The organism is Pseudomonas sp. NPDC086581, from assembly GCF_044746165.1.
GTDB lineage: Bacteria > Pseudomonadota > Gammaproteobacteria > Pseudomonadales > Pseudomonadaceae > Pseudomonas.
In genome coordinates, this window is record NZ_JBIVBR010000009.1 from 79,397 (window position 1) to 100,708 (window position 21,312).

Annotated in this window: 26 protein-coding genes and 1 riboswitch; of the genes, 16 read left to right on the forward strand and 10 right to left on the reverse strand. The window is 66.9% G+C overall.

Annotated features, from left to right (window positions below; translation table 11 throughout):
• Positions 1 to 2: 2 nt before the first annotated feature.
• Both ACIPK7_RS18715 and ACIPK7_RS18720 read right to left on the reverse strand, forming a co-directional pair.
• Positions 3 to 710, reverse strand: coding sequence for an ABC transporter ATP-binding protein (locus ACIPK7_RS18715; RefSeq protein WP_401089448.1), 708 nt, complete (start codon positions 708 to 710; stop codon positions 3 to 5).
• A 16-nt stretch (positions 711 to 726) separates the two neighbouring features.
• A complete protein-coding gene (locus tag ACIPK7_RS18720) occupies positions 727 to 1,308 on the reverse strand; it encodes a DUF2796 domain-containing protein (RefSeq protein ID WP_401089450.1) in 582 nt (193 codons plus the stop codon).
• Positions 1,309 to 1,437: 129 nt separating this feature from the next.
• Here ACIPK7_RS18720 and ACIPK7_RS18725 point away from each other — a divergent pair, with 129 nt between their 5' ends.
• Positions 1,438 to 1,791 carry a hypothetical protein gene (locus ACIPK7_RS18725; protein ID WP_401089452.1) on the forward strand — a complete coding sequence of 118 codons (354 nt, stop codon included), beginning with the start codon at positions 1,438 to 1,440 and terminating at the stop codon, positions 1,789 to 1,791.
• Between the two features lie 192 nt (positions 1,792 to 1,983).
• Here the strand turns inward: ACIPK7_RS18725 and trxA are convergent, their stop codons facing one another.
• The 3 genes from trxA to ACIPK7_RS18740 all read right to left on the reverse strand — a co-directional run bounded on the left by trxA (position 1,984) and on the right by ACIPK7_RS18740 (position 4,182).
• Positions 1,984 to 2,853, reverse strand: coding sequence for a thioredoxin (trxA, locus tag ACIPK7_RS18730; RefSeq protein WP_192434988.1), 870 nt, complete (start codon positions 2,851 to 2,853; stop codon positions 1,984 to 1,986).
• A 208-nt stretch (positions 2,854 to 3,061) separates the two neighbouring features.
• Complete coding sequence (locus tag ACIPK7_RS18735; RefSeq protein WP_401089454.1) at positions 3,062 to 3,718, reverse strand: class I SAM-dependent methyltransferase; 657 nt, start codon at positions 3,716 to 3,718, stop codon at positions 3,062 to 3,064.
• Positions 3,715 to 4,182, reverse strand: a complete 468-nt coding sequence (locus ACIPK7_RS18740) for a YbaY family lipoprotein (RefSeq protein ID WP_192434984.1) — start codon at positions 4,180 to 4,182, stop codon at positions 3,715 to 3,717. The genes ACIPK7_RS18735 and ACIPK7_RS18740 overlap by 4 nt, the downstream gene beginning before the upstream one ends.
• A gap of 128 nt (positions 4,183 to 4,310) precedes the next feature.
• On the opposite strand from ACIPK7_RS18740, the gene nrdR reads away from it, so the two are divergent.
• The 13 genes from nrdR (at position 4,311) to ACIPK7_RS18805 (ending at position 14,043) form a co-directional block, all read left to right on the forward strand.
• Positions 4,311 to 4,775: a transcriptional regulator NrdR gene (gene nrdR, locus ACIPK7_RS18745; RefSeq protein WP_192434982.1), complete on the forward strand. Its 465-nt coding sequence runs from the start codon at positions 4,311 to 4,313 to the stop codon at positions 4,773 to 4,775.
• Positions 4,772 to 5,872 (forward strand): bifunctional diaminohydroxyphosphoribosylaminopyrimidine deaminase/5-amino-6-(5-phosphoribosylamino)uracil reductase RibD, encoded by a 1,101-nt coding sequence (ribD, locus tag ACIPK7_RS18750; protein ID WP_401089456.1) that lies wholly within the window; start codon positions 4,772 to 4,774, stop codon positions 5,870 to 5,872. Before nrdR ends, ribD begins: the two co-directional genes overlap by 4 nt.
• 122 nt (positions 5,873 to 5,994) lie before the next feature.
• Positions 5,995 to 6,157, forward strand: a riboswitch (FMN riboswitch).
• Positions 6,158 to 6,311: 154 nt separating this feature from the next.
• The gene (locus ACIPK7_RS18755; RefSeq protein WP_192434978.1) at positions 6,312 to 6,980 is read left to right on the forward strand and encodes a riboflavin synthase; all 669 of its coding nucleotides are present in this window, start codon (positions 6,312 to 6,314) and stop codon (positions 6,978 to 6,980) included.
• A gap of 16 nt (positions 6,981 to 6,996) precedes the next feature.
• Positions 6,997 to 8,094 carry a bifunctional 3,4-dihydroxy-2-butanone-4-phosphate synthase/GTP cyclohydrolase II gene (gene ribBA / locus ACIPK7_RS18760; RefSeq protein WP_192434976.1) on the forward strand — a complete coding sequence of 366 codons (1,098 nt, stop codon included), beginning with the start codon at positions 6,997 to 6,999 and terminating at the stop codon, positions 8,092 to 8,094.
• Between the two features lie 97 nt (positions 8,095 to 8,191).
• A complete protein-coding gene (gene ribE / locus ACIPK7_RS18765) occupies positions 8,192 to 8,668 on the forward strand; it encodes a 6,7-dimethyl-8-ribityllumazine synthase (RefSeq protein ID WP_192434974.1) in 477 nt (158 codons plus the stop codon).
• Entirely contained in the window at positions 8,665 to 9,147 is a 483-nt protein-coding gene (nusB, locus tag ACIPK7_RS18770) for a transcription antitermination factor NusB (RefSeq protein ID WP_401089459.1), read from the forward strand. Before ribE ends, nusB begins: the two co-directional genes overlap by 4 nt.
• Before the next feature lie 3 nt (positions 9,148 to 9,150).
• Positions 9,151 to 10,110 (forward strand): thiamine-phosphate kinase, encoded by a 960-nt coding sequence (gene thiL / locus ACIPK7_RS18775; RefSeq protein ID WP_401089461.1) that lies wholly within the window; start codon positions 9,151 to 9,153, stop codon positions 10,108 to 10,110.
• Positions 10,111 to 10,112: 2 nt separating this feature from the next.
• The gene (locus ACIPK7_RS18780; protein ID WP_081517128.1) at positions 10,113 to 10,628 is read left to right on the forward strand and encodes a phosphatidylglycerophosphatase A; all 516 of its coding nucleotides are present in this window, start codon (positions 10,113 to 10,115) and stop codon (positions 10,626 to 10,628) included.
• A gap of 9 nt (positions 10,629 to 10,637) precedes the next feature.
• Entirely contained in the window at positions 10,638 to 11,423 is a 786-nt protein-coding gene (locus tag ACIPK7_RS18785; RefSeq protein WP_401089463.1) for a substrate-binding periplasmic protein, read from the forward strand.
• Between the two features lie 5 nt (positions 11,424 to 11,428).
• Positions 11,429 to 12,076 carry a TIGR02281 family clan AA aspartic protease gene (locus ACIPK7_RS18790; RefSeq protein WP_192434964.1) on the forward strand — a complete coding sequence of 216 codons (648 nt, stop codon included), beginning with the start codon at positions 11,429 to 11,431 and terminating at the stop codon, positions 12,074 to 12,076.
• Between the two features lie 118 nt (positions 12,077 to 12,194).
• Entirely contained in the window at positions 12,195 to 12,824 is a 630-nt protein-coding gene (gene ribA, locus ACIPK7_RS18795) for a GTP cyclohydrolase II (RefSeq protein ID WP_081517131.1), read from the forward strand.
• Positions 12,821 to 13,237: an MFS transporter gene (locus tag ACIPK7_RS18800; protein ID WP_401089465.1), complete on the forward strand. Its 417-nt coding sequence runs from the start codon at positions 12,821 to 12,823 to the stop codon at positions 13,235 to 13,237. The genes ribA and ACIPK7_RS18800 overlap by 4 nt, the downstream gene beginning before the upstream one ends.
• Entirely contained in the window at positions 13,237 to 14,043 is an 807-nt protein-coding gene (locus ACIPK7_RS18805; protein WP_401089467.1) for a cobalamin-binding protein, read from the forward strand. The genes ACIPK7_RS18800 and ACIPK7_RS18805 overlap by 1 nt, the downstream gene beginning before the upstream one ends.
• A gap of 211 nt (positions 14,044 to 14,254) precedes the next feature.
• Here the strand turns inward: ACIPK7_RS18805 and ACIPK7_RS18810 are convergent, their stop codons facing one another.
• Positions 14,255 to 15,268, reverse strand: a complete 1,014-nt coding sequence (locus ACIPK7_RS18810; RefSeq protein ID WP_401089469.1) for a zinc-binding alcohol dehydrogenase family protein — start codon at positions 15,266 to 15,268, stop codon at positions 14,255 to 14,257.
• Between the two features lie 24 nt (positions 15,269 to 15,292).
• A complete protein-coding gene (locus ACIPK7_RS18815; protein ID WP_192434956.1) occupies positions 15,293 to 15,580 on the reverse strand; it encodes a putative quinol monooxygenase in 288 nt (95 codons plus the stop codon).
• Positions 15,581 to 15,683: 103 nt separating this feature from the next.
• Between ACIPK7_RS18815 and ACIPK7_RS18820 the strand changes: the two genes are divergently transcribed.
• On the forward strand, positions 15,684 to 16,598 hold the full coding sequence (locus ACIPK7_RS18820; RefSeq protein WP_401089471.1) for a LysR family transcriptional regulator: 915 nt from the start codon (positions 15,684 to 15,686) through the stop codon (positions 16,596 to 16,598).
• A 7-nt stretch (positions 16,599 to 16,605) separates the two neighbouring features.
• On the opposite strand, the gene ACIPK7_RS18825 is transcribed toward ACIPK7_RS18820, so the two are convergent.
• Both ACIPK7_RS18825 and ACIPK7_RS18830 read right to left on the reverse strand, forming a co-directional pair.
• A complete protein-coding gene (locus ACIPK7_RS18825; protein ID WP_192434952.1) occupies positions 16,606 to 17,922 on the reverse strand; it encodes a bifunctional DedA family/phosphatase PAP2 family protein in 1,317 nt (438 codons plus the stop codon).
• Positions 17,919 to 18,638, reverse strand: coding sequence for a DNA-3-methyladenine glycosylase (locus ACIPK7_RS18830; protein WP_401089473.1), 720 nt, complete (start codon positions 18,636 to 18,638; stop codon positions 17,919 to 17,921). The genes ACIPK7_RS18825 and ACIPK7_RS18830 overlap by 4 nt, the downstream gene beginning before the upstream one ends.
• A gap of 63 nt (positions 18,639 to 18,701) precedes the next feature.
• On the opposite strand from ACIPK7_RS18830, the gene ACIPK7_RS18835 reads away from it, so the two are divergent.
• A complete protein-coding gene (locus tag ACIPK7_RS18835; RefSeq protein ID WP_401089475.1) occupies positions 18,702 to 19,556 on the forward strand; it encodes a class I SAM-dependent methyltransferase in 855 nt (284 codons plus the stop codon).
• Positions 19,557 to 19,865: 309 nt separating this feature from the next.
• Here ACIPK7_RS18835 and ACIPK7_RS18840 read toward each other — a convergent pair whose 3' ends face one another.
• Positions 19,866 to 21,092: an alpha/beta fold hydrolase gene (locus ACIPK7_RS18840; RefSeq protein WP_192434946.1), complete on the reverse strand. Its 1,227-nt coding sequence runs from the start codon at positions 21,090 to 21,092 to the stop codon at positions 19,866 to 19,868.
• Between the last annotated feature and the right edge of the window lie 220 nt (positions 21,093 to 21,312).

Here is a 21,312-nt window from a genome sequence, read left to right on the forward strand (position 1 = left end):
GCTCAGATTCCCGGAGCGCGGGCGGCGCGGTTGAGGTCGGTCAGCGACAGGCTGCGGTCGAACAGGGTCGCCAGGCTCTGGTCGTGGCTGACGAACAGCAGGCTGGCGCCGGCCTCGCGGCATTCGGCGAACAGCAATTGGAGGAAGGCTTCGCGGGCGTCGGCGTCCAGCGCCGAGGTCGGCTCGTCGGCGATCACCAGTTCCGGCTGGCCGATCAGCGCACGGGCGGCGGCGACGCGCTGCTGCTGGCCAATCGACAGGCTGTCAGCGCGGCGTTCGATCAGCGCCGCATCGCCCAGGCCCAGATGTTTGAGCAGCGCTTCGGCGGCCTTGGCCACGCTGCCGTGGCGCAGGGTCGCCCGCTCCGCGCGGCTGTGGGAGAAATGACAAGGCAGCTCGACGTTCTCGCGCACTGAGAGGAACGGCAGCAGGTTGAACTGCTGGAAGATGTAGCCGGTGTGGTCGACGCGAAAATGATCGCGGCGCGCCGACTTCATCTGCGCGATGTCCTCGCCGAGCAGCTTCACACTGCCGCGCTGGGGGCGCTGCACGCCGCCGAGCAGGCCGAGCAGGGTGGTCTTGCCGCTGCCGGACGGGCCCTTGAGGAACAAGGTCTCGCCACGGCCCAGGGCGAAGGCGGGGATGTCCAGCAGCTCCGCCTGGCCGGGCCAGGCGAAGCCAAGATTGTCGAGTTCGAGCAGTGCTGTCATTTCGTCTGTTCGGGAATCAGAAGTTCAGGGTCGGGTTGGCGGCGGTCAATTCTGCACCTTGCTGGCCGCTGGGGCCGATCAGTTGTACCTGAATCTTCTGGGTCGCCGGGAAGCGTTTGAACAGTGGCGCGAAATCGAGGCTGGCCAGGTCCTGCGGCTGAGCGCAGGTCAGCTGGTAGTGGGCGTCGATGTCGGCGTGCTGGTGACCTTCGTGTTCGTCGTGGTCGCCATCTGCATGTTCGTGGTCATGATCGTGGTCTTCCGCCTTGGGCGCATCGCCGAACAGCGGGCTGGAAAGCTCCACCGACTGCACGCTGCATTTTGCCGAGGCGGGCAGGGCGAGCAGTTGCAGCGGCTGCTTGAGCTGGGCCTGCACGGCGGCGACCGTGGCCTTGTCGGCGTCGCTGGTGGCGGCATGCTCGAAGCCGACGAAGTTCATCGCCGGGCTGTCCATCTCCAGTTCCAGGGTCTTGCCGTCGAGGGCAACGTTGAGCTGGGCGACGCCATGCTCGTGCTTGCCGAGGCTGCCGTGTTCATGTTCGTCGTGAGCTTGGGCGGCCAGAGGCAGCAGGGCGACAGCGAGGAGCAGGGGGCGCATGGGAAACTCCGGTGCGATGAATGATTTTGTTACGTTATAACAGGTAAGTTATTAACGCCAGCTTAGCGTGCGTTTGGCGCGACGGCCGCGCCGTGGGAGCATGCGCGAAAGGCCGCGAGGAGAAAGGCGATGCTGAGAATCAAGGGCACCATCGGCGACTGGCCGGTGGACCTCACCGTGGAAATGGATGACGCCGAGTGGGTGCGGCTGGCGCAGAACCTGCCGGTTGCCGCGGCGGCGCCGGTGGCCGCTGCTGCGCCGGCACCTGCGGCGGGCGCGCCGGTGGATCAGCTGTGGCTGGCGGCGCAGGACCTGCTGCGCCGCAGTGGCAGCAGCGAGGGGCCGCAACTGTTGGATGAGCTGGCGGCGCTGGCGGGGAGCTCAGGGGCAGCTAAGGGGCTGCTGGTGCGCCTGCGGCACAGTCCGAAGGTGAAGATCGAGGTGCGCGAGGGTGTGCAGGTCTTCAACTGGGTCAAGGAGTAGAAGCTTCACGGTCTGCTCTGGTAGGGCGAGTAACGCGCCAGCGTTATCCGCCGCGAATTTGATGGCGGATAACCTGTTCCAGGTTATGCGCCCTACGGTCCGGGATGCATCTGCGCTGGGGTAAGGAGAGGGCGCTGGCGTGGGTCGGGCCCATGCCGCCATGAAAAAGGGCGCCTTCCGGCGCCCTGATCATCAGTACAACACGTTCGCCAGCTTGCGACGGTAGGCGAGCACCAGCGGGTGGTCGTTGCCCAGCAGGTCGAACACCTGGACCAGCGTCTTGCGCGGCAGGTCCTCACCGTAGCTGCGGTTACGCACGAACAGCTTGAGCAGGGCGTCCAGCGCCGCTTCGTACTGCTGGCGGGCCAGTTGCTGGATGGCCAGCTGGTAGGTGGCTTCGTCATCGTTGGCATCGGCGGCCAGACGGGTCTTCAGCGTGGCCGCGTCGGGCAGGTCCGCGGCCTGGCGCAGGAAGGTCAGCTGGGCCTTGGCGGCCGCGAGGGCCTGCTTGTGGTCGTCGCTCTTCACCGCGTCAAGCACCGTCTCGGCCTCACCCAGTTCGCCGCGCTCGGCGAGACAGCGGGCGTAGAGGATCAGCGCGGCGGCGTTGGTGTTGTCTTCGCTCAGCAGTGCTTTGAGTTGCGCCTCGGCGTCGGCGAAGCGGCCTTCGTTGAAGGCGGTTTGCGCCAGTTCCAGCGGGTTGCCGGCGGCGGGGGCGGGCGGTTGCACGTGCTGCTCGAGCATCTGGCGGATCGCCGATTCGGGCTGCGCGCCGGCGAAGCCGTCCACCGGCTGGCCATCCTTGAACAGCACGACGGTGGGCAGGCTGCGGATGCCGAAGCGCATCACGATGTCCTGCTCGACATCGCAGTTGACCTTGGCCAGCAGCAGCTCGCCCTGGTAGGACTCGGTGATCTGCGCCAGCAGCGGCATCAGCGCCTTGCACGGGGCGCACCAGTCGGCCCAGAAGTCCACCAGGACCGGCTTGTGGAAGGAGTTCTCGATGACGACCTGATCGAAGTTGGCGATGCTGGCGTCGAAGATGTAGGGCGTATCGCTCATGGGGAATCTCGAATCGAGTGGGGCGATGAAGGTGGTTGCCACTATAAGTGGGGGCGCTCTGGACGGAAACAACCCAGACGCCGGGCGCCGGTGATCCCTGTAGGAGCGCCCCATGGGCGCGATCGCGGGGATAGCCCGTGGTGCACTGCTCACGTAATGAGCGTAGGAGTGGACTCCGTTCGTGATCCTCCCACCCAATGCGCCGATGTCAGCTGCGCCGCGCGTGATAGAGGCTCACATGGCGGAATTCGGCCGGCTCGGCCAGGTCCGGCCAGGTGCAGCCGTCGAGAGTGCCCAGGCGCTGGTACAGCGGATGGCTGAAATCGCGGACCCGCGAGTCGGCCACCAGGGCCTCGCGGCCACGGCTGAGGAATTCGTCCAGCAGTGGCAGGTTGGCGCGGTCGTAGAGCACGTCGGCGACGATGATCAGGTCGTAGCGGTCTTCCTCCTGGAAGAAGTCCGCCGAGTAGGTCAGCTGCACGCCGTTCAGCTCGGCGTTGGCGCGGCAAGCATCCAGCGCCAGCGGGTCGAGGTCGCAGGCCACCACTTCGGCGGCGCCGGCCCTGGCCGCGGCGATAGCGGCGATGCCCGAGCCCGCGCCGAAATCCAGCACCCGCTTGCCGCGCACCCATTCGGGCTTTTCCGCCAGCCAGTGGGCCAGCACGAGGCCGCTGGCCCAGCAGAAGCACCAGTAGGGCGGTTCTTCGAGAATGCGCCGGGTCTCGTCGGGGCTGAACTCACGGTCCATGTTCTGCGCGTCGATTAGCCAGAGGCGGATGTCGGTGCCGGGCAAGGTTTCGGCCGACAGGCGAGCGTCGCCGAGCAGTTCACCGAGGGCTGTCTGTAGGGAAATCGGTGGCGTCACGGCGCGCGCTCCAGGCGCAGCTCTCCGAGGGCGCGGGTTTCCGGCTGGGTGATGCGCACCGGCGGCAGGCGCCAAGCCAGTTGGCCGGACTGCGAGACGCGGCCGTGCAGTTCGACGCGGGCGCCGGCCGGGAAGGACTCTGGGTTGAACACCACGCGGAACGGCAGGGCCTGGCCGGTGGCGATCATCTTCTCGCTGGAGAGCAACTGCTGCGGGCGGTCGCGCTGGTCGATCACCAGCAGCGCCAGCTCCACTTCGCTGCCCGCTGGCAGGAACCCCTGAGCGCTGCTGAGCTGGCCGCTGAGGGCGCGCATGTTGGCTGGTACGGGCTCGTCCAGCGGGGAAGTCGATTTCTTCGTGACGGCAACCGGCTGGGTGACCGGCGCGGGCTTTTCGCTGGCGCAGGCGGCCAGCAGGACGGTAAGGGACAGGCAGAGCAGGCGGGCAAACATGGCGGGCTCCATCGCAACAGATTCCAGGCGGGCGCCTGTATAGCCTAATGCCTGCGGCCTGTCTCGTGGGAGCGGGGTTTATTCGGCCAGACGATGCGCTACCATGAGCCTCTTACCCTTCTGACTGCCCAAGACTCGCCATGCACTGTCCTTTCTGCGGCGCCCACGACACCAAAGTCATCGATTCGCGCCTGGTTGCCGAGGGCGACCAGGTCCGCCGGCGCCGTGAGTGCCTGAACTGCGGCGAGCGTTTCACTACCTTCGAGACCGCCGAGCTGGTCATGCCGCGCCTCATCAAGCAGGACGGCAGCCGCCAGCCCTTCGACGAGGACAAGCTGCGCGCCGGTATGCAGCGTGCGCTGGAAAAGCGCCCGGTGAGCATCGAGCGGCTGGAGGAGGCGCTGGCGCACATCAAGCACAAGCTGCGCGCCACCGGCGAGCGCGAGATCAAATCGCGGGTGCTGGGCGAACTGGTAATGGCCGAGCTGCAGAAGCTCGATGAAGTCGCCTACATCCGCTTCGCCTCGGTCTATCGCCGCTTCCAGGACCTCAACGAATTCCGCGAGGAGATCGAGCGCCTGGCCCGCGAGCCGTCGAAGGAATGAGTGCCATGGACGAGCTGTGGATGGCCCGCGCCATCGAGCTGGCGCGCAAGGGCTGGTACACGACTCACCCCAATCCCCGCGTTGGCTGCGTCATCGTCCGTGATGGCGAGGTGGTCGGCGAAGGCTGGCACGTCCGCGCCGGCGAGCCCCACGCGGAAGTCCACGCCCTGCGCCAGGCTGGCGACAAGGCCCGTGGCGCCACCGCCTACGTCACCCTGGAACCCTGCAGTCACTTCGGCCGCACGCCGCCGTGTGCCGACGCGCTGATAGGCGCGGGCCTTGCCCGCGTGGTCGCGGCCATGCAGGACCCAAACCCGCAGGTCGCCGGCAGCGGCATGCGGCGCATCGCCGAAGCGGGCATTGAAGTGCGTTCCGGCGTGCTGGAGAACGAAGCCCGCGCGCTGAACGTCGGTTTCCTGAAGCGCATGGAAACCGGCCTGCCCTTCGTCCGCGTGAAGTTGGCAATGAGCCTGGACGGCCGCACCGCCATGGCCAGCGGCGAGAGCCAGTGGATCACCGGCCCGGCTGCGCGCCGCGCCGTGCAACGCCTGCGCGCGCAATCCAGCGTGGTGCTCTCCGGCGCCGATACCGTGCTGACCGACGACGCCCGCCTCACCGTGCGCCCTGACGAACTGGGCCTGGACGCCGAACAGACCGAACTGGCCTCGCAGCGCCGGCCATTGCGCGTGCTGATCGACGGCCGCCTCCGCGTGCCGTTGACCGCCACCTTCTTCCAGGCCGGCTCCGCGCTGGTAGTGAGCACCCGTGACGACCCGAACTACGCCGTGGTCGGCCACGAATTGCTGAATCTCGCCGGCCTCGACGGCCAGGTCGACCTGATGGCGCTGCTGGCCGAGCTCGGCCGTCGTGGCGTCAACGAAGTGCTTGTGGAAGCCGGCCCGCGCCTGGCTGGTGCCTTTGCCCGCCTCGGGCTGGTGGACGAATACAGCATCTTCATGGCGCCCAAGTTGCTGGGCTCCTCCGCGCGTCCGCTGCTGGAGCTGCCGCTGGAGCGCATGAGCGAATCCCGCGAGCTGAAGATCGTCGACATCCGCGCGGTGGGAGACGACTGGCTGGTCACCGCCAGGCCGCTGTGATGCCGGGCCCGCGCCACAGTCTTTGGCTTGCCGGCGGGCGCGGAGCGATCAATAGGAAGCTTCCGACTTGCGCCGGCCTGTGGTAAAACGCCACACGCGGTCGATGCTGTAACGACCGCGATTGACGTTCTCAGGGCGGGGTGCAAGTCCCCACCGGCGGTAATGACGCGCAATGCGTCTAGCCCGCGAGCGCCTGTCCAGACCGGTTCGCCGGATGGCCAGGGTCAGCAGACCCGGTGTGATTCCGGGGCCGACGGTCATAGTCCGGATGAAGAGAGAACGGGATGAGCCATCGGGGCGTGCCTGCGCGCGTCCGTGAAATCCCTTCGATCGATACGCCCTGTTTTTTAACCAAAACAGGAGTTCGCCACATGCATCATCTTTCCCAGTTGGCTACGCGGCCTTGCCGGCCAGCGGCCTTTGCCGTGCGGGAGGCCTCATGTTCACCGGCATAATCGAATCCATCGGCACCATCGCATCCATCACCCCGAAAGGCGGTGACGTGCGCCTGTACGTGAAGACCGGCAAGCTCGATCTCGCCGACGTCAAGCTGGGCGACAGCATCGCCGTCAATGGCATCTGCCTGACGGCGGTGGAACTGCCCGGCGACGGCTTCTGGGCCGACGTCAGCCGCGAGACGCTGGCACGCACCGCCTTCGCCCAGCTCAAGATCGGTAGCCGAGTGAACCTGGAAAAGGCCCTGACGCCGACCACCCGCCTGGGCGGCCACCTGGTCAGCGGCCACGTCGACGGTGTCGGCGAGATCATCAAGCGCGAGGAAAACGCCCGCGCCATCCAGTTCACCGTGCGCGCACCGCGTGAGCTGGCCAAGTACATCGCGCTCAAGGGCTCGATCACCGTGGACGGCACCAGCCTGACGGTGAACGCAGTCAACGGCGCGGAGTTCGAGCTGACCATCGTTCCGCACACCGTGCAGGAGACGATCATGGCCGACTACCGCGGTGGTCGCCTGGTCAACCTCGAAGTCGACCTGCTGGCGCGCTATCTGGAACGCCTGTTGTTGGGCGACAAGGCGGCGGACCCCGCCGCTGGCGCTGGTGGCATCACCGAAGCATTCCTGGCCGAAAACGGCTTCATGAAACACTGATAAGGCTCTTCCCCGTATGGCACTCAACAGCATTGAAGAACTGCTCGACGACATGCGTCAGGGCAAGATGGTCATCCTCATGGATGACGAGGACCGCGAGAACGAAGGCGACCTGATCATCGCCTCCGAGTGTGTCCGCACCGAAGACATCAACTTCATGGCCCGCTTCGCTCGTGGCCTGATCTGCATGCCGATGACCCGCGAGCGCTGCGAGCGCTTGGGCATCCCGCTGATGGTGCAGCGCAACGGCTCCGGCTTCGGCACCAAGTTCACCGTTTCCATCGAGGCCGCCGAAGGCGTCACCACCGGCATCTCCGCCGCTGACCGCGCCCGCACCGTGCAGGCCGCCGCCGCGAAGAACGCCGTCGCCGCCGACATCGTCAGCCCCGGCCACATCTTCCCGCTGATGTCGCAGCCCGGCGGCGTACTGGCTCGTGCCGGTCACACCGAAGCGGCCTGCGACCTGGCGCGCATGGCCGGTTTCGAGCCGTCCGGGGTGATCTGCGAGATCATGAACGACGACGGCACCATGGCCCGTCGCCCGGAACTGGAAGAGTTCGCCCAGCAGCACGGCATCAAGATCGGCACCATTGCCGACCTGATCCACTACCGCCTGATCCACGAGCGCACCGTGGAGCGCCTGGCCGAGCAGCCGCTGGATACCGAGCTGGGCCAGTTCAACCTGATCACCTACCGCGATTCCGTGGAAGGCGACGTGCACCTGGCGCTGACCCTGGGCAAGGTCTGCCCGGAAGAGCCGACCCTGGTGCGCGTGCACAACCCCGATCCGCTGCGCGACCTGCTGATGGTCAACCAGGCAGGCCGCTGGAGCCTGCGCGCGGCCATGGCCAAGGTGGCCGAGGCTGGCACCGGCGTGGTCCTGCTGCTGGGCCACCAGGTCGGCGGCGACGATCTGCTGGCGCATGTCCGCGAGATCACCAACACCCCGGCGCCCGTGCAGAAGCCGACCACCACCTACAGCACCGTGGGTGCCGGTTCGCAGATCCTGCGCGACCTGGGCGTTCGCAAGATGCGCCTGATGTCGGCACCGATGCGCTTCAACGCGATATCCGGTTTCGACCTGGAAGTTGTAGAATACCTGCCCGCTGAATGAACCTCGCCGCCGTGCCCTGGCACGGCGGTGCCGTTCTTCTACCCTATTTGCGGAGCGCCACTGTGACGCTCCGGCTCTTTAACAGTGAGACTTGTCCATGACCCTGAAGACCATCGAAGGTACCTTCATCGCCCCCAAAGGCCGCTTCGCCCTGGTGGTTGGCCGCTTCAACAGCTTCGTGGTGGAAAGCCTGGTGGAAGGCGCCGTCGACGCGCTGGTGCGCCACGGCGTTGCCCAGAGCGAAATCACCGTGATCCGCGCTCCGGGCGCCTTCGAAATCCCGCTGGTTGCGCAGAAAGTCGCCCAGCGCGGCGAGTTCGACGCCATCATCGCCCTCGGCGCGGTGATCCGTGGCGGCACTCCGCACTTCGAGTACGTTGCTGGTGAGTGCACCAAGGGTCTGGCGCAGGTTTCCCTGCAGTTCGGCGTGCCGGTTGCCTTCGGCGTGCTGACTGTCGACTCCATCGAACAAGCCATCGAGCGCTCCGGCACCAAGGCCGGCAACAAAGGCGCTGAAGCTGCCCTGTCCGCCCTGGAAATGGTGAGCCTGCTGTCGCAGCTGGAGGCCAAGTGAGCACCCAGGACGGCAGCAACACCCCGGCCAAGCCCGCCAAGCCGAACAAGATCGCCATGCGTCGCAAGGCGCGCAGCCTCGCGGTGCAGGCCCTGTACTCCTGGCAGATGGCCGGCCAGCCGCTCAACGAGATCGAGGCGACCTTCCGTACCGACAACGATTTCAGCGATGTCGACGGCGCCTACTTCCACGAGATCCTGCACGGCGTACCGCGCCTGAAGACCGATCTGGACGAGGCGTTCACCCCTTGCCTGGACCGCGCGCTGGAAGAGATCGACCCGGTGGAGCTGGCCATCCTGCGCCTGGCCACCTACGAACTGAGCAACCGCCTGGACGTGCCGTACAAGGTCGTCATCAACGAAGGTATCGAGCTGGCCAAGACCTTCGGCGCCACCGACGGACACAAGTTCGTCAACGGCGTGCTGGACAAGCTCGCCCCGCGCCTGCGCGCCGCCGAACTGCGTGGCGCCAAGCGCTGAGGCATGGGTGAGTTCGAGCTGATCCGTCGCTACTTCGCCTCGGCCGCCTGTGCGGCCGGCGGCGAGGCAGTGGCATTGGGGATCGGCGACGACTGCGCGCTCCTCGCGCCCAAGGCCGGCGAACAGCTGGCGATCTCCACCGATACCCTGGTCGTCGGCGTGCATTTCCCAGCAGTCTGCGATCCCTTCCTGCTCGGCCAGCGCGCGCTGGCGGTGTCCGCCAGCGATCTGGCGGCCATGGGCGCAGCGCCCATCGGTTTCACCCTTGCCCTGACCCTGCCCGAGGCTGACCCGGCCTGGCTGGAAGGTTTCGCCCGTGGCCTGAACCAGAAGGCGCAGGAATGCGCCCTGGCGCTGATCGGCGGCGATACCACCCGTGGCCCGCTGGCGATGACTGTCACCGTGTTTGGCGGGGTGCCTGCCGGGCAGGCGCTGACCCGCGCCGGTGCGCGGCCGGGCCACCTGCTCTGTGTCGGTGGGCCGCTGGGCGAGGCGGGCGGGGCGTTACCGCTGGTTCTGGGCGAGATGACGGCCGATCCGTCCGTCGCCGAGCCGCTGCTGGCGCGCTACTGGTCGCCGCAGCCGCAGCTGGACTTCGGCCAGGCATTGCGCGGCAAGGCCACGGCGGCGCTGGATATTTCCGACGGGCTGCTCGCCGACTGCGGCCACATCGCCCGCGCCTCCGGCGTGGCGCTCATCATCGAAGCCGACAAACTGCCCGAAAGCCCCGCACTGGAAGCCCTGCTGGGCGCCGAACGCGCACTGCAGCTCAAGTTGGGCGCCGGTGACGACTACGTGCTCGCCTTTACCCTGCCGGCCGAGCATCTGCCGGCACTTTCGGCGAACTGGCCGGCCCTGCGCGTGGTCGGTAGGGTGGAAGCCGGTTCCGGCGTACGCGTGCTCGATGGCGCTGGTGCCGACATCACGCCGCGTCAGGGCGGCTACCTGCATTTCATGGAGTGACCGTGACAGAACACCCCAACCAGGCCCCGGCCCAACCCGTACCCCATTCGGTATGGAGCAATCCCTGGCACTTCCTGGCCTTCGGCTTCGGCTCGGGCACCCTGCCCAAGGCGCCGGGCACCTGGGGTTCGCTGGTTGCGCTACCCTTCATACCACTCTGGCAAATGCTGCCGGACTGGGGCTACTGGCTGATGCTGGGCGTCACCATGTTGTTCGGCTTCTGGCTGTGCGGCAAGGTTGCCGACGACCTGCGCGTGCACGATCACGAAGGCATCGTCTGGGACGAAATGGTCGGTATGTGGATCACCCTCTGGCTGGTACCGGAAGGCTGGTGGTGGCTGCTGGTCGGTTTCGTGGTATTCCGCATCGTCGATATTTCCAAGCCCTGGCCGATCAGCTGGATCGATCGCAACGTCCATGGCGGCGTCGGCATCATGCTGGACGATGTGCTGGCCGGCGTTTTCGCCTGGCTGGTGATGCAAGGCCTGACATGGGGTTGGGCCCACTGGCTGATCTGAGGAAGATCGATGCGCCGACTGCTGTGCCTGCTCCTCTGCCTGTGCTGGCTGCCGGCGATTCACCTGGCGTCGGCCCTGGCCGCTGACAAGTCCGCCGAAGCGCCTGCCGGGTTGCCCACGGAAATCCGGGTAGTCAGCGAGGTGTGGGTCAACTACAGCCAGGCCGACGGCCGTGGCCTGGCCTGGGACCTGCTGCGGGCCATCTACGAGCCCGAAGGTGTCCGCCTGAGCCTGCGCAGCGAGCCCTACGTGCGCTCGGTCGGATTGGTGCAGCGCGGCGAGGCGGATGCCTGGGTCGGCTCCTACCGCAATGAAATCGACCGCATCATCTATCCCCACTGGCCTTATGACGTCGATCCCATCGGCGCGCTGGGCCTGAAGACGTCGCCCAAGCCGAGCCTGGCCACGCTCGACCGTTACCGCCTGGCGTGGATGCGCGGCTATGCGTTCGACCGCTACCTGGATCACCTCAAGCAGCGCAACGAGCTGCAACGGCGCAGCTCCGCGCTACCGATGCTCGATGGCCACCGCATCGACTACTTCATCGACGCGCGGCCGGAGTTGGAGGAGATGATCGCGGCCAGGGGCGTTGATGCCAGCGTCTACCACATCACCGATGTTGGTTCGATTCCGCTGTATCTTGGCTTCGCCGACAATGACCGTGGGCGGGCGTTGGCGAAACTCTATGATTCACGCATGCAGGTGCTTTACCGCAGCGGCGAGCTGGAGCGCCTCTTCGCCCGCTGGCACTGGCCCTACGCCCCGCTGAAACCGCTGCTGCCGCCCAAGGAGTGATCGCCATGCACCGCCTGTACGCCATGCTCTGCCTGTCCCTCTGTTCCTTCGCCGCGCTGGCAGCGCCGCAGGTGCAGGTGGTGGGGCTCTTCCCTGGTGCGGCGGTGCTCAGCATCGACGGCCAGCGCAAGCTGGTGAAGGTCGGCCAGACCGGTCCGGAAGGCGTGCAGGTAATCAGCGCCGACAGCCACAAGGCGGTTCTCCGCGTGGGTGGCGTCGAGCAGACCTATGAGTTGAGCCGCGAGTACAACACGGCCGGTTATGCCACCCCCGCTGCGCACACCGAGATGAGCATCGCCCGCGGTACCGGCGGCCATTACTGGGTGGCCGGCACGATCAACAACCAGAATGCGCAGTTCCTGGTGGACACCGGCGCGACCTCGATCGCCATGAACGAAGGTCAGGCCCGGCGCCTGGGGCTGGATTATCGCGCTGGTGGTACGCCGATGATGGCCTCCACCGCCAGCGGCACGGCCAAGGGTTGGCGGGTAACGCTCAACAGCGTGAAGCTCGGCGGCGTCGAGGTGCTGGGCGTCGAGGCGGTGGTCCTCGAAGGCGACTTCCCCACCGAAATCCTGCTGGGCATGAGCTACCTCAATCGCGTCGGCTGGCGTGAAGACCAGGGCATGATGTACATCCAGGCCAAGCACTGACGCGGCTTCTATCAACCGCATCGATGCTTATCTTGCAGAATTCGCAATGACGGTGCAGCCGGTGCAGCTGTTACAATCCCGGTCCTCTTTCCTTAGATAAATCTTTCAGGAGTTTCCGGTGTCTGTCGTTTTCGTCGCCGCCTCCAAGCTGCCCACCCCCTTTGGCGAATTCACCATGCATGGCTTCCTCGACGAGGAAACCGGCAAGGAACACGTCGCCCTGACCATGGGCAAGCTCGACGACGGCCAGCCGGCGCTGGGGCGTCTGCATTCCGAATGCCTCACCGGCGATGCGCTGTTCAGCCTGCGCTGCGACTGCGGTTTCCAGCTCGAGGGCGCATTGTCGGCCATCGCCAAGGAAGGTCGCGGTGTCCTGCTGTACCTGCGCCAGGAAGGCCGTGGCATCGGCCTGCTTAACAAGATCCGCGCCTACGCCCTGCAGGACGAAGGTGCCGATACCGTGGAAGCCAACCTGGCCCTGGGCTTTGGTGCCGACCAGCGTGACTACGCCATGTGCCTGCCGATGCTCAAGCACTTGGGCGTCTGCTCGCTGCGGCTGATGACCAACAACCCGCGCAAGGTGAAGGCGCTGGAAGGCTACGGCCTGACCGTTGCCGAGCGCGTGCCGCTGCAGAAGGGCCTGAACCCGCACAACAAGCGGTATCTGCAGACCAAGGCAGGCAAGCTGGGCCATATGCTGGGCAACATGCATCAGGGCGAAGCCGAGGCCGAGGCATCCGCTTCGTGAATCGCGCCGCTGCCCGGCGCCGGCTGAATCTGATTTGGTGGTTGCTGTTGGCGCTCGCGCTGGCGCCGCAACACCTGATGCTGGCGCTGGTGGGCGAGGCGCCCGGGCCGGCATCGCTGGCCACGCCGGTGTTCGTCGTCGGTCTGCTGTCGATGTTCCTCACCCTGCCGCTGTTCCGCCGCTACAAGCATGCGCTGATTGCCACTGGCAAGGCCCGCGACGGCGCGGATGAGCCCTCCGCCTGGCAGGCGCTGGGCGCCGCGCAGCGCCGTGGCGCGCTGGTTGGCAGCCTGCCGGCGTGGATTGGCGCCCTGGCGGTGCTGGTCGATCTGCATGGCGTGCCCGTCGTGCTGCTGGGCTTCGCCAGCCTGGTCATCCTCTGGCTGTATCGCCTGCCGCGCCAATTGGCCTGATGCGCCGTTTACTCTGCTTGCTCCTGCTGCTTGCCGGCCTGCCCGTTTCCGCAGCGGAGCGGGTGGTCAGCCTGGCGCCCTCGCTCACCGACATGGTTCTCGAACTGGGCGCCGCCGACCGGCTGGTGGGCGTGCTTGATGGCGGGCCGCGCCCGGAATCCCTGCAAGGCCTGCCGTCCGTCGGTCGCTATGGCCAGGTCAGTCTCGAACAGATTCTTGCCCTGCAGCCCGACCTGCTGCTGGTCTGGCCCGGCGCTGTGCCTGACGCGCAACTGCAGCGCCTGAAGGCTGTCGGCATTCCTGTCTATTTGGCTGATCCGCACCGACTGGAGGATATCTCCCGGCAGTTCCGTGAACTGGGCGAGCGTCTGGGGCGGCCGGAGAAGGGGCGTGAGTTGGCGCAGGTCTTTGATGCGCGCATGGCGCAGCTGCGGGCGCAGTACCGCCGCGAGCGGCCGCTCAAAGTGTTCTATCAGGTGTGGGACCGTCCGCTCTATACCGTCGGCGGCCGGCAGATCATCAGCCAAGCGCTGGAGGTCTGCGGGGGGAGCAACCTGTTCGCGGATCTTGACCTGCCAGCGCCGCAGATTGGCCAGGAAGCCGTGCTGGCGCGCGATCCGCAGGTGATCCTGGCAGCCAGCGAAGACCAGTTGCGTGGCTGGAACGACATGCAGCAGCTCAGCGCCACGCGGCTGAAGCAGCTCTGGGTAGTGCCGGATCGCAACCTGGAGAAGCCGAGCTTCGCGATGCTCGGCGCTACCGAGAAGCTCTGTCGGATGCTTGCCGGGGCCAGGGCCAGCGACTGAGTCGGCCGGGGTTCGCGAGCAAGCTCGCTCCTACAGATCACCGGAAACGCCGGAGCGGCTCTTCGTAGGAGCGAGCTTGCTCGCGAACGGCCTTGCACAGGCGCTTCCCTCGCGGCGCCGTCCCTGTAGGGCGGACAACCCGGAACGGGGTATCCGCCAAATGCGGCGGATAACGCCGTGGGCGTTATGCGCCCTACAAGGACCTACCGGGTCAGAACCCTTCCAGCACGATCTTGCCCTTGGCCGTGTTGCTTTCCAGCAGCGCGTGGGCGCGGCGCAGGTTGGCCGCATTGATCTCGCCGAAGTGCTCGCCCAGGGTGGTTTTCAGCACGCCGCTGTCGATCAGCCCGGCCACGCGCTGCAGCAGCTCGTGCTGCTCGATCATGTCGTCGGTCTGGAACATCGAGCGGGTGTACATGAACTCCCAGTGCAGCGACAGGCTCTTCTGCTTGAGCAGACGCACGTCGAGGTTGTCCGGGTCGTCGATCAGCGCCAGGCGGCCTTGCGGGCGCAGGCTGGCGACGATTTCAGGCAGATGCTGCTCGGTCTGGTTGAGGCTGGCCACGTGGGTGACTTCGCCGACGCCGATGCGCTTGAGCTCTTCGCTCAGCGGTTTGCGGTGATCGATCACGTGGTGCGCGCCGAGGTTGCGCACCCACTCCTGGGTTTCCGGACGAGAAGCCGTGCCGATCACCGTCAGGCCGGTGAGCTGGCGCGCCAGCTGGGTGAGGATCGAACCGACCCCGCCGGCAGCGCCGACAATCAGCAGGCTCTGCCCGGCGCTGGCCTTGCCTTCGGCCACCTGCAAGCGGTCGAACAGCAGTTCCCAGGCGGTGATGGTGGTCAGCGGCAGGGCGGCGGCGTGGGCGAAATCCAGGCTCTGCGGCATCGCACCGACGATGCGCTCGTCCACCAGTTGCAGCTCGGCGTTGCTGCCGGGGCGGGTCAGGTCGCCGGCGTACCAGACTTTGTCGCCCGGCTTGAACAGGCTGACCTCGCTACCCACCGCGCGGACCACACCGGCGGCATCCCAGCCCAGCACCTTGTACTGGCCTTCGGTGGGCTGGGCGCGCTGGCGCACCTTGGTGTCCACGGGGTTGACGGAGATGGCGCGCACTTCCACCAGCAGGTCGCGCGGGCCGGGTGTGGGTTCGGGCAGCTGGATGTCGAGCAGGGAGTTAACGTCGTTGCTGGGCAGACTTTGGGCGTAGCCGATGGCTTTCATGGGAATTCCTATGCGGTTGAACGATCAGTCGACGCGGTTCATCAGACGGATATCGAGTTCCGCCAGGTCCGGTTGGGCGGCCTTCACGAAGGCCTGGAAGTGCGGGCTGGCCTCGTGCTCGGCCAGGGCTTCCTCATCGCGCCACTGCTCGATCATGTAGATCAGCTCGGCGTCCTTGATGTCGCGGTGCAGGTCGTACTGCAGGCAGCCGGCCTCGGCGCGGGACGGCGCGAGCATGCCGTGCAAGCGCTCCTGCAGGCTGTCGGCGCGGCCGGGCTTGGCGCGAATGATGGCGATCAGGGTCAGGCTCATCCGTGTATCTCCAGTTGGGCGGGGAAGGTGAGGGCATGCTGCTCTCTTTCGTTGCGAAGAAAAACCGCGTATGTAGAGAGTCTCTTTCAAAGAATTTTTGAAAATGCTGCGTTTCGACGACCTGCAGATATTCGTCCGTACCGCCGAGCGCGGGAGCCTTTCCGCCGCCGCCCGTGAGTTGGAACTGTCGCCGGCGGTGGCCAGCGCAGCGCTCAAGCGCCTGGAAAGCGAGCTGGATGTGCGCCTGTTCGCCCGCTCCACTCGCAGTTTGCGCCTGACCGCCGAGGGCGAGCTGTACCTGGCTCACGCCCGTTCCGCGCTGCAAAGCCTGGACGACGGCCGCCAGTTGCTGGCCGGCGGCAAGAGCGAGATTGCCGGCAACTTCCAGGTCTCCGCGCCCTCGGATTTTGGTCGCAACGTGTTGCTACCCTGGCTCGACGAATTCCAGGCGTTGCACCCGCGGATGAGCCTGCGTCTGCTGATCAGCGACCGCCAGGCCGATCTCTACCGGCAGCCGGTGGACGTGGCCTTCCGCCTCGGCCTGCCGGGCGATTCGAACCTGGTGGCGCTACCGCTGGCCCCGGACAACCGCCGTGTGCTCTGCGCCGCGCCAGAGTACTTCGCCCGCCATGGCAAACCGGCGCACCCGGACGAGCTGCAAAAGCACAATTGCCTGCTCTACATGCTGGGCGGGCGCGCCCACGAGCGCTGGCGCTTCAGCGACAGCCGCAAGCAGCACGAGGTGACGGTGCGCGGCGACCGCCTTTGCGACGATGCTGATGTGGTGCGGCGCTGGGCCGTGGCGGGGCAGGGGCTGGTCTACAAGTCCTGGCTGGACGTCGTGGCCGACGTCCGCGCCGGCCACTTGGAAGTGGCGTTGGCGGACTATCTGGGCGAAGCCACACCGATGAACCTGTTCTGCACCCACCGCGCCCAGCTCAGCCAGGCGGTGACCCAGCTGCGCGAGTTCGTCCAGTTGCGCTGCGCCGAGCTGATGCGCGACCGTCCCTGGGCGTGATGCCCGGTCAGAGCGGTGTGTAGCGGTGGATCGCCGCTGACAGGCCCCAGGCGCTGGCCACCGCCAGTAGCACCATGGCGGTCGGCAGCAGGCTCCACCAAATGCGCGGCGCCAGGGCCGGCAGCTCGCTGCGGCGCTGGCTTATCCACAGGCTGGCGGCGCATACCGAGGCGCCGAGCAGGGCGCCGGCGATGATGTCGCTGGGCCAGTGGGCGCCCAGGTAAACGCGCGACAACGCGATGCTGGCGGCAGGGATCACCGCCAGCAGCATCCAGGTCAGACGTACGCGCGGGGATTTCTCCCGGCTGGCCAGTACGCCAAGCACGAGGAAGAAGGCGAAGGATGCCGAACTGTGCCCGCTGGGCATGCTGAAGGCGGACAGCGGGTCGGCGATCACTTCGGGGCGCGCGCGGCTGAACAGGTGCTTGAGCGTGGTATTGAGCAGTGCGGTGCCGACCATGGTGCCGGCGGCGAAGAACGCATGGCGCCACAGTCGCAGCGCAGCCAGCAGCACTGCCAGCAACGCGCCGGCGATGAACTGGGTGCGGAAGTCGCCGACGCGGGTGACCGCCACCATCACATCGTCCAGCCAGGCGTGGCGGTGCTCTTGCACCAGTGCCATCAGGCCCTTGTCCAGGGCATCGAGGTGCGGCCAGCCGATGAGCATGGCGATCAGCAGGGCGAAGCAGCCGACGGCGCCGATCAGTGGCGCATTGCGCTCCTTGCGCAGTTCGGCGTGAATGATCAGCGCGAATACCGCGGCGATACAGGCAGCGACTACTCCGGCCTCTGGCCAGAAGCCTTCGGGTAGCGGCAGTCGCATCGCCGCGCCGGTGGCCCAGCCAGGCACCAGGTAGGCGATCGACCAGCCGGCGGCAGCCACGATGGATACCGCCAGGAAGCGCCCGAAGGGCATGTCGAGCATGCCGGCGATCATCGGCAGGAACGGCCGCAGCGCTCCGATGAAGCGGCCCACCAGCAGGCTGGCGACACCGTAGCGGTGGAAGAAACCTTCGGCGGCGGCCATCCATTCCGGATGGTGGCGCAGCACCGGCAGGCGGCGGATGTCCTGATGGAAGTGGCGACCGATCCAGTACGACGACACGTCGCCCAGCAGGCCGCCGAAGAACGCCAGTGCCAGGGTTTCCCCCAGCCCGAGGGCGCCGCTGCCGGCCAGCACGGCGATGGCGAACAGCATTACCACGCCGGGCAGGATGATCCCGACCACGGCGGCGCATTCGAGGAAGGCGACCAGGAACAGGACCAGGGCGAGCCATTGCGGATGGGTTGCCATCCAGGTGTTGAAGGCGGCGAGATCGATCATCGGAAGGTGGCGTCCTGGGTTCCGAGCAGGTGGTAGTCAAGGCCTTCGACCTGCCCGCGGCGCAGTGGGTTGCGTGTGCAGAAGCTGGCGAAGGCGGCGTCGACGAAGCGGTATTGCAGGTGTTCGTCGCGGCCGTGGGGAATACCCAGGCGCGCGGCCTGGATGAGTAGAGAGGGCGTCTCGCCGATGTCGTCGACGAACAGGCGCTGCGGGTCGAAGCGCTGGGCGTCCCAGTCCGGTACCTTCAGGCCCAGGGAGCGGCAGAGCAGGGTCTGGCCGGAGCACAGCTTGCCCAGCGGGCGCTCGCTGCCGTCGGCGGCCGGATTGAACTGGCGCATGCAGGCCAGGGCGGCGTCGCCGGAAATGCGATCGAGCCAGGGGTGGCCGGACTTGATCAGCACCGCGTTGCCCGGCCCGCCGGCGCTGAAGTTCAGCGAGTCGCCGCCGCGGGCGTAGTACATGTAGATGTGGCCGCCATCGAGGAATAGCGCCTTGCGCTTCTCGGTGTAGCCCAGCGAGGCGTGGCTGCCTTTTTCATCCAGATAATAGGCCTCGGTCTCGATGATCCGCGCCGACAGCCACAGGTCGCCGACCCGGTGGCGGATCACCTTGCCCAGCAACTCGCGGGCGACGGTGAGCGCGTCGCGATTGAAGAAGGCATCCGGCAGCGGATTCGCATCGGGCCAGGGCAAACTTAGGTTGGGTTCGGCGGGCATCGGATTGTCGCGGTTCTCGGGCCGGTCTTAGGCTGGGGAATCATAACAACAAGATTCTTAAGCATGGCTGAACGGATCCGGGCCGACAGCGCCCACATCACCCCCAGCGCGCACTACACCGGTTACGTCTGGTATCGCCACCAGTTGGCCGACCCGGCGTTCGCCACGGCGTTCGGCCGCTGGGTACATGGTTGCGTGGCGCCGATCAACTGGGGGGCGCGGATCGGCTTCGGGCTGAATATCGAAGACTTCCTGTTACAACGTCACCTGCTGATCGATGCCCGGCTGACCCAGGCCATCGAATCGCGCGGTGTTACCCAGGTGGTGGAGATCGCCTGCGGGCTGTCGCCCCGGGGCCGGCGCTTCCGTGAGCGCTATCCCCAACTGACTTATATTGAAGCTGACCTGCCGCCGATGGCTGCGCGCAAGTCTGCGCTGCTGCAGGAGCAGGGCTGGCTGGACGGCAAGCACCGAGTGCGGGCTGTGGATATCCTCGCCGAACAAGGCGAGCAGTGCCTGGCGGCGCTGCTCTGCGAGTTGGACCCGGATCGCCCCGTGGCGGTGATCACCGAGGGGCTGGTGAACTACTTCCAGCGCCCGGTGATCGAGGGCTTCTGGCGCCGTCTGGCGGCCGCCCTGCGGGTGTTCCCGGAAGCGACCTACCTGACCGAACTGTACCCTGACCTGCGCGAACACCCGCGCTACCGGCAGATCCGCTGGGGCGTCGGGCTGATCGGCCGGCTGACCCGTGGCGGCTATCCGCTGCATTACCGCAGTGCAGGCGAGATCGAGCAGGCGTTCAGCGGCTGCGGGTTCGGCCGGGTGGGCGTGCTCGATCCGCAGGTGGATGGCGCGGGGTTGGGGTTGCCCAAGGGGCGGATGCCCAGTCTGGTGCGGGTGATCGAGGCGCGGGTTTAGCTCCGGGGCTAGCGAACAGTGCCATTACGTGACGCCGGTGCCAGCGTGTTTCCCTCACCCCAGCCCTCTCCCGAGGGGAGAGGGAGCCGATCGTGCCGGCTGAAACTGCCGTTTCACCTCACACCGAACAGTCCCCTCTCCCTCTGGGAGAGGGTTAGGGTGAGGGGAGCGCCCGAGCGCAGGAGTTCCCAGGTTTCAACCAGGCCGTAGGGCGGATAAAGCGGAACGCTTTATCCGCCATCTCTCTACGATTGACCCAGCCGATGGCGGATAACGCCCGAGGCGTTATGCGCCCTACGGCATTACTTATCAGGCTGCGAAGGCCCCCTGCTGCATCGGCACCACCATCGCCGCCAGCGCAGCGCTGGCCTGCGGGTCGCCGTGGGCGAAGATGAAGGCCAGGCTGTCGCCGTCGTAGCGCAGCGGCAGGATATCCAGCTCCGGCAGTCCGGCGGCGGCCAACTTCCAGCCGCGCGATGGGCGATCGGTCGGCAGGTCGACGCGAATCAGCCCGCCGAAATACCCCAGCTCCGCCAGCTCGCAGCGCCATTCGCCCCCTTCGCCGTTGCGCAGCACGGCGCGGGTGTCGGCCGGCGCCAGGCGCGGTTCGAAGCGGCGTTCCAGGTGCAGCAACTGCTGGCGCTGGAAGCGTGTGCTGCCGGCGGCGCTGCGTGGCAGTGCTTCACCGCGCAGGAAGGGGTTGTACAGCCGGGCGCAGGCATCGCGGCGCTCGAACTGGGCCAGGTGGTCGGCGTTGTGGATCAGCGCGAACTCGGCGTCCGCGCAGGCGTGGGCGAATTCGGCGTGCTCCCAGGGCTGGGTGAAATGGTCGTACTCGCCGGCCAGCACCAGCGTCGGGCATTGCGGGTGGCGGTCGAAGCCACCGAAGGCCAGCAGGCGCTGGCTGTTCTGCCGGTAGCGTTCGATTTCTGCTGGAGTCAGGCGCTGCAGCTGGCGCAGCAGGGCTTTGCGGAACACCGGGGAAACCCCGGTATCGGCGAGGCGCAGCGGGTTGATCAGGCCGGTCAGCACGCCGTGGGCGAAAGGCGTCTGCTCGCCGAGTTCCAGGCGCGCCAGGGCTTCCACCAGCAGGGCGCGGGCGCCGGGACGGCCGAAGGCGGTGATGCCGGCCAGCAGCAGGCGGCCGCAGCGCGCCGGGTGGCGGGCGGCGAACAGCGCGGCCAGTGCCGAGCCGTAGGACAGCCCGATAGGCATCAGCGGTGGCAACTGCAGGGTTTGCGCAAAGGCGGCGATGAGGTCGGCCAGGTCCTCCAGGCTCAGCTGCGGCGCCAGTTGCAGGTTGCCGCCCTGGCTGGGCAGATCGAGCAGGATCACCGGATGCCCGGCGAGCAGCTCCGAAACCTCGCTGGCGAAGGAGCGGAAGCTCTGGAACGCGCCGCCCAGCAGCAGGACGGGCGGGCGAGTGTCATCCTCTTGCGATGAGAAGGCCTGGTAGTGCAGTTGCCAACCGTCCAGTTCCAGTACCGCCGGGGCGGCGGTCAGGGACTGGGCGCTGTAATCGGTGCGATAGCGCATGGCAGTTCTCCGGCGGTGGGCCGCCTCTTGTTGTTCTTCCCTGGCGTGAGTCCCTGGCATGCGAGCACTGCGGGGGCAATTAGCCATGCTTGCAAGGTAAACAGCGGATACGAATTTGGTTACCCAACCTTCGGGCGGCAGGAGAGGGGGGAGGACCGGCGGGTGTCACCGTTTGGCCTGTGGCGCGGGGCGTGGGGCGGGTAAGCGTTACGTGCGGCGC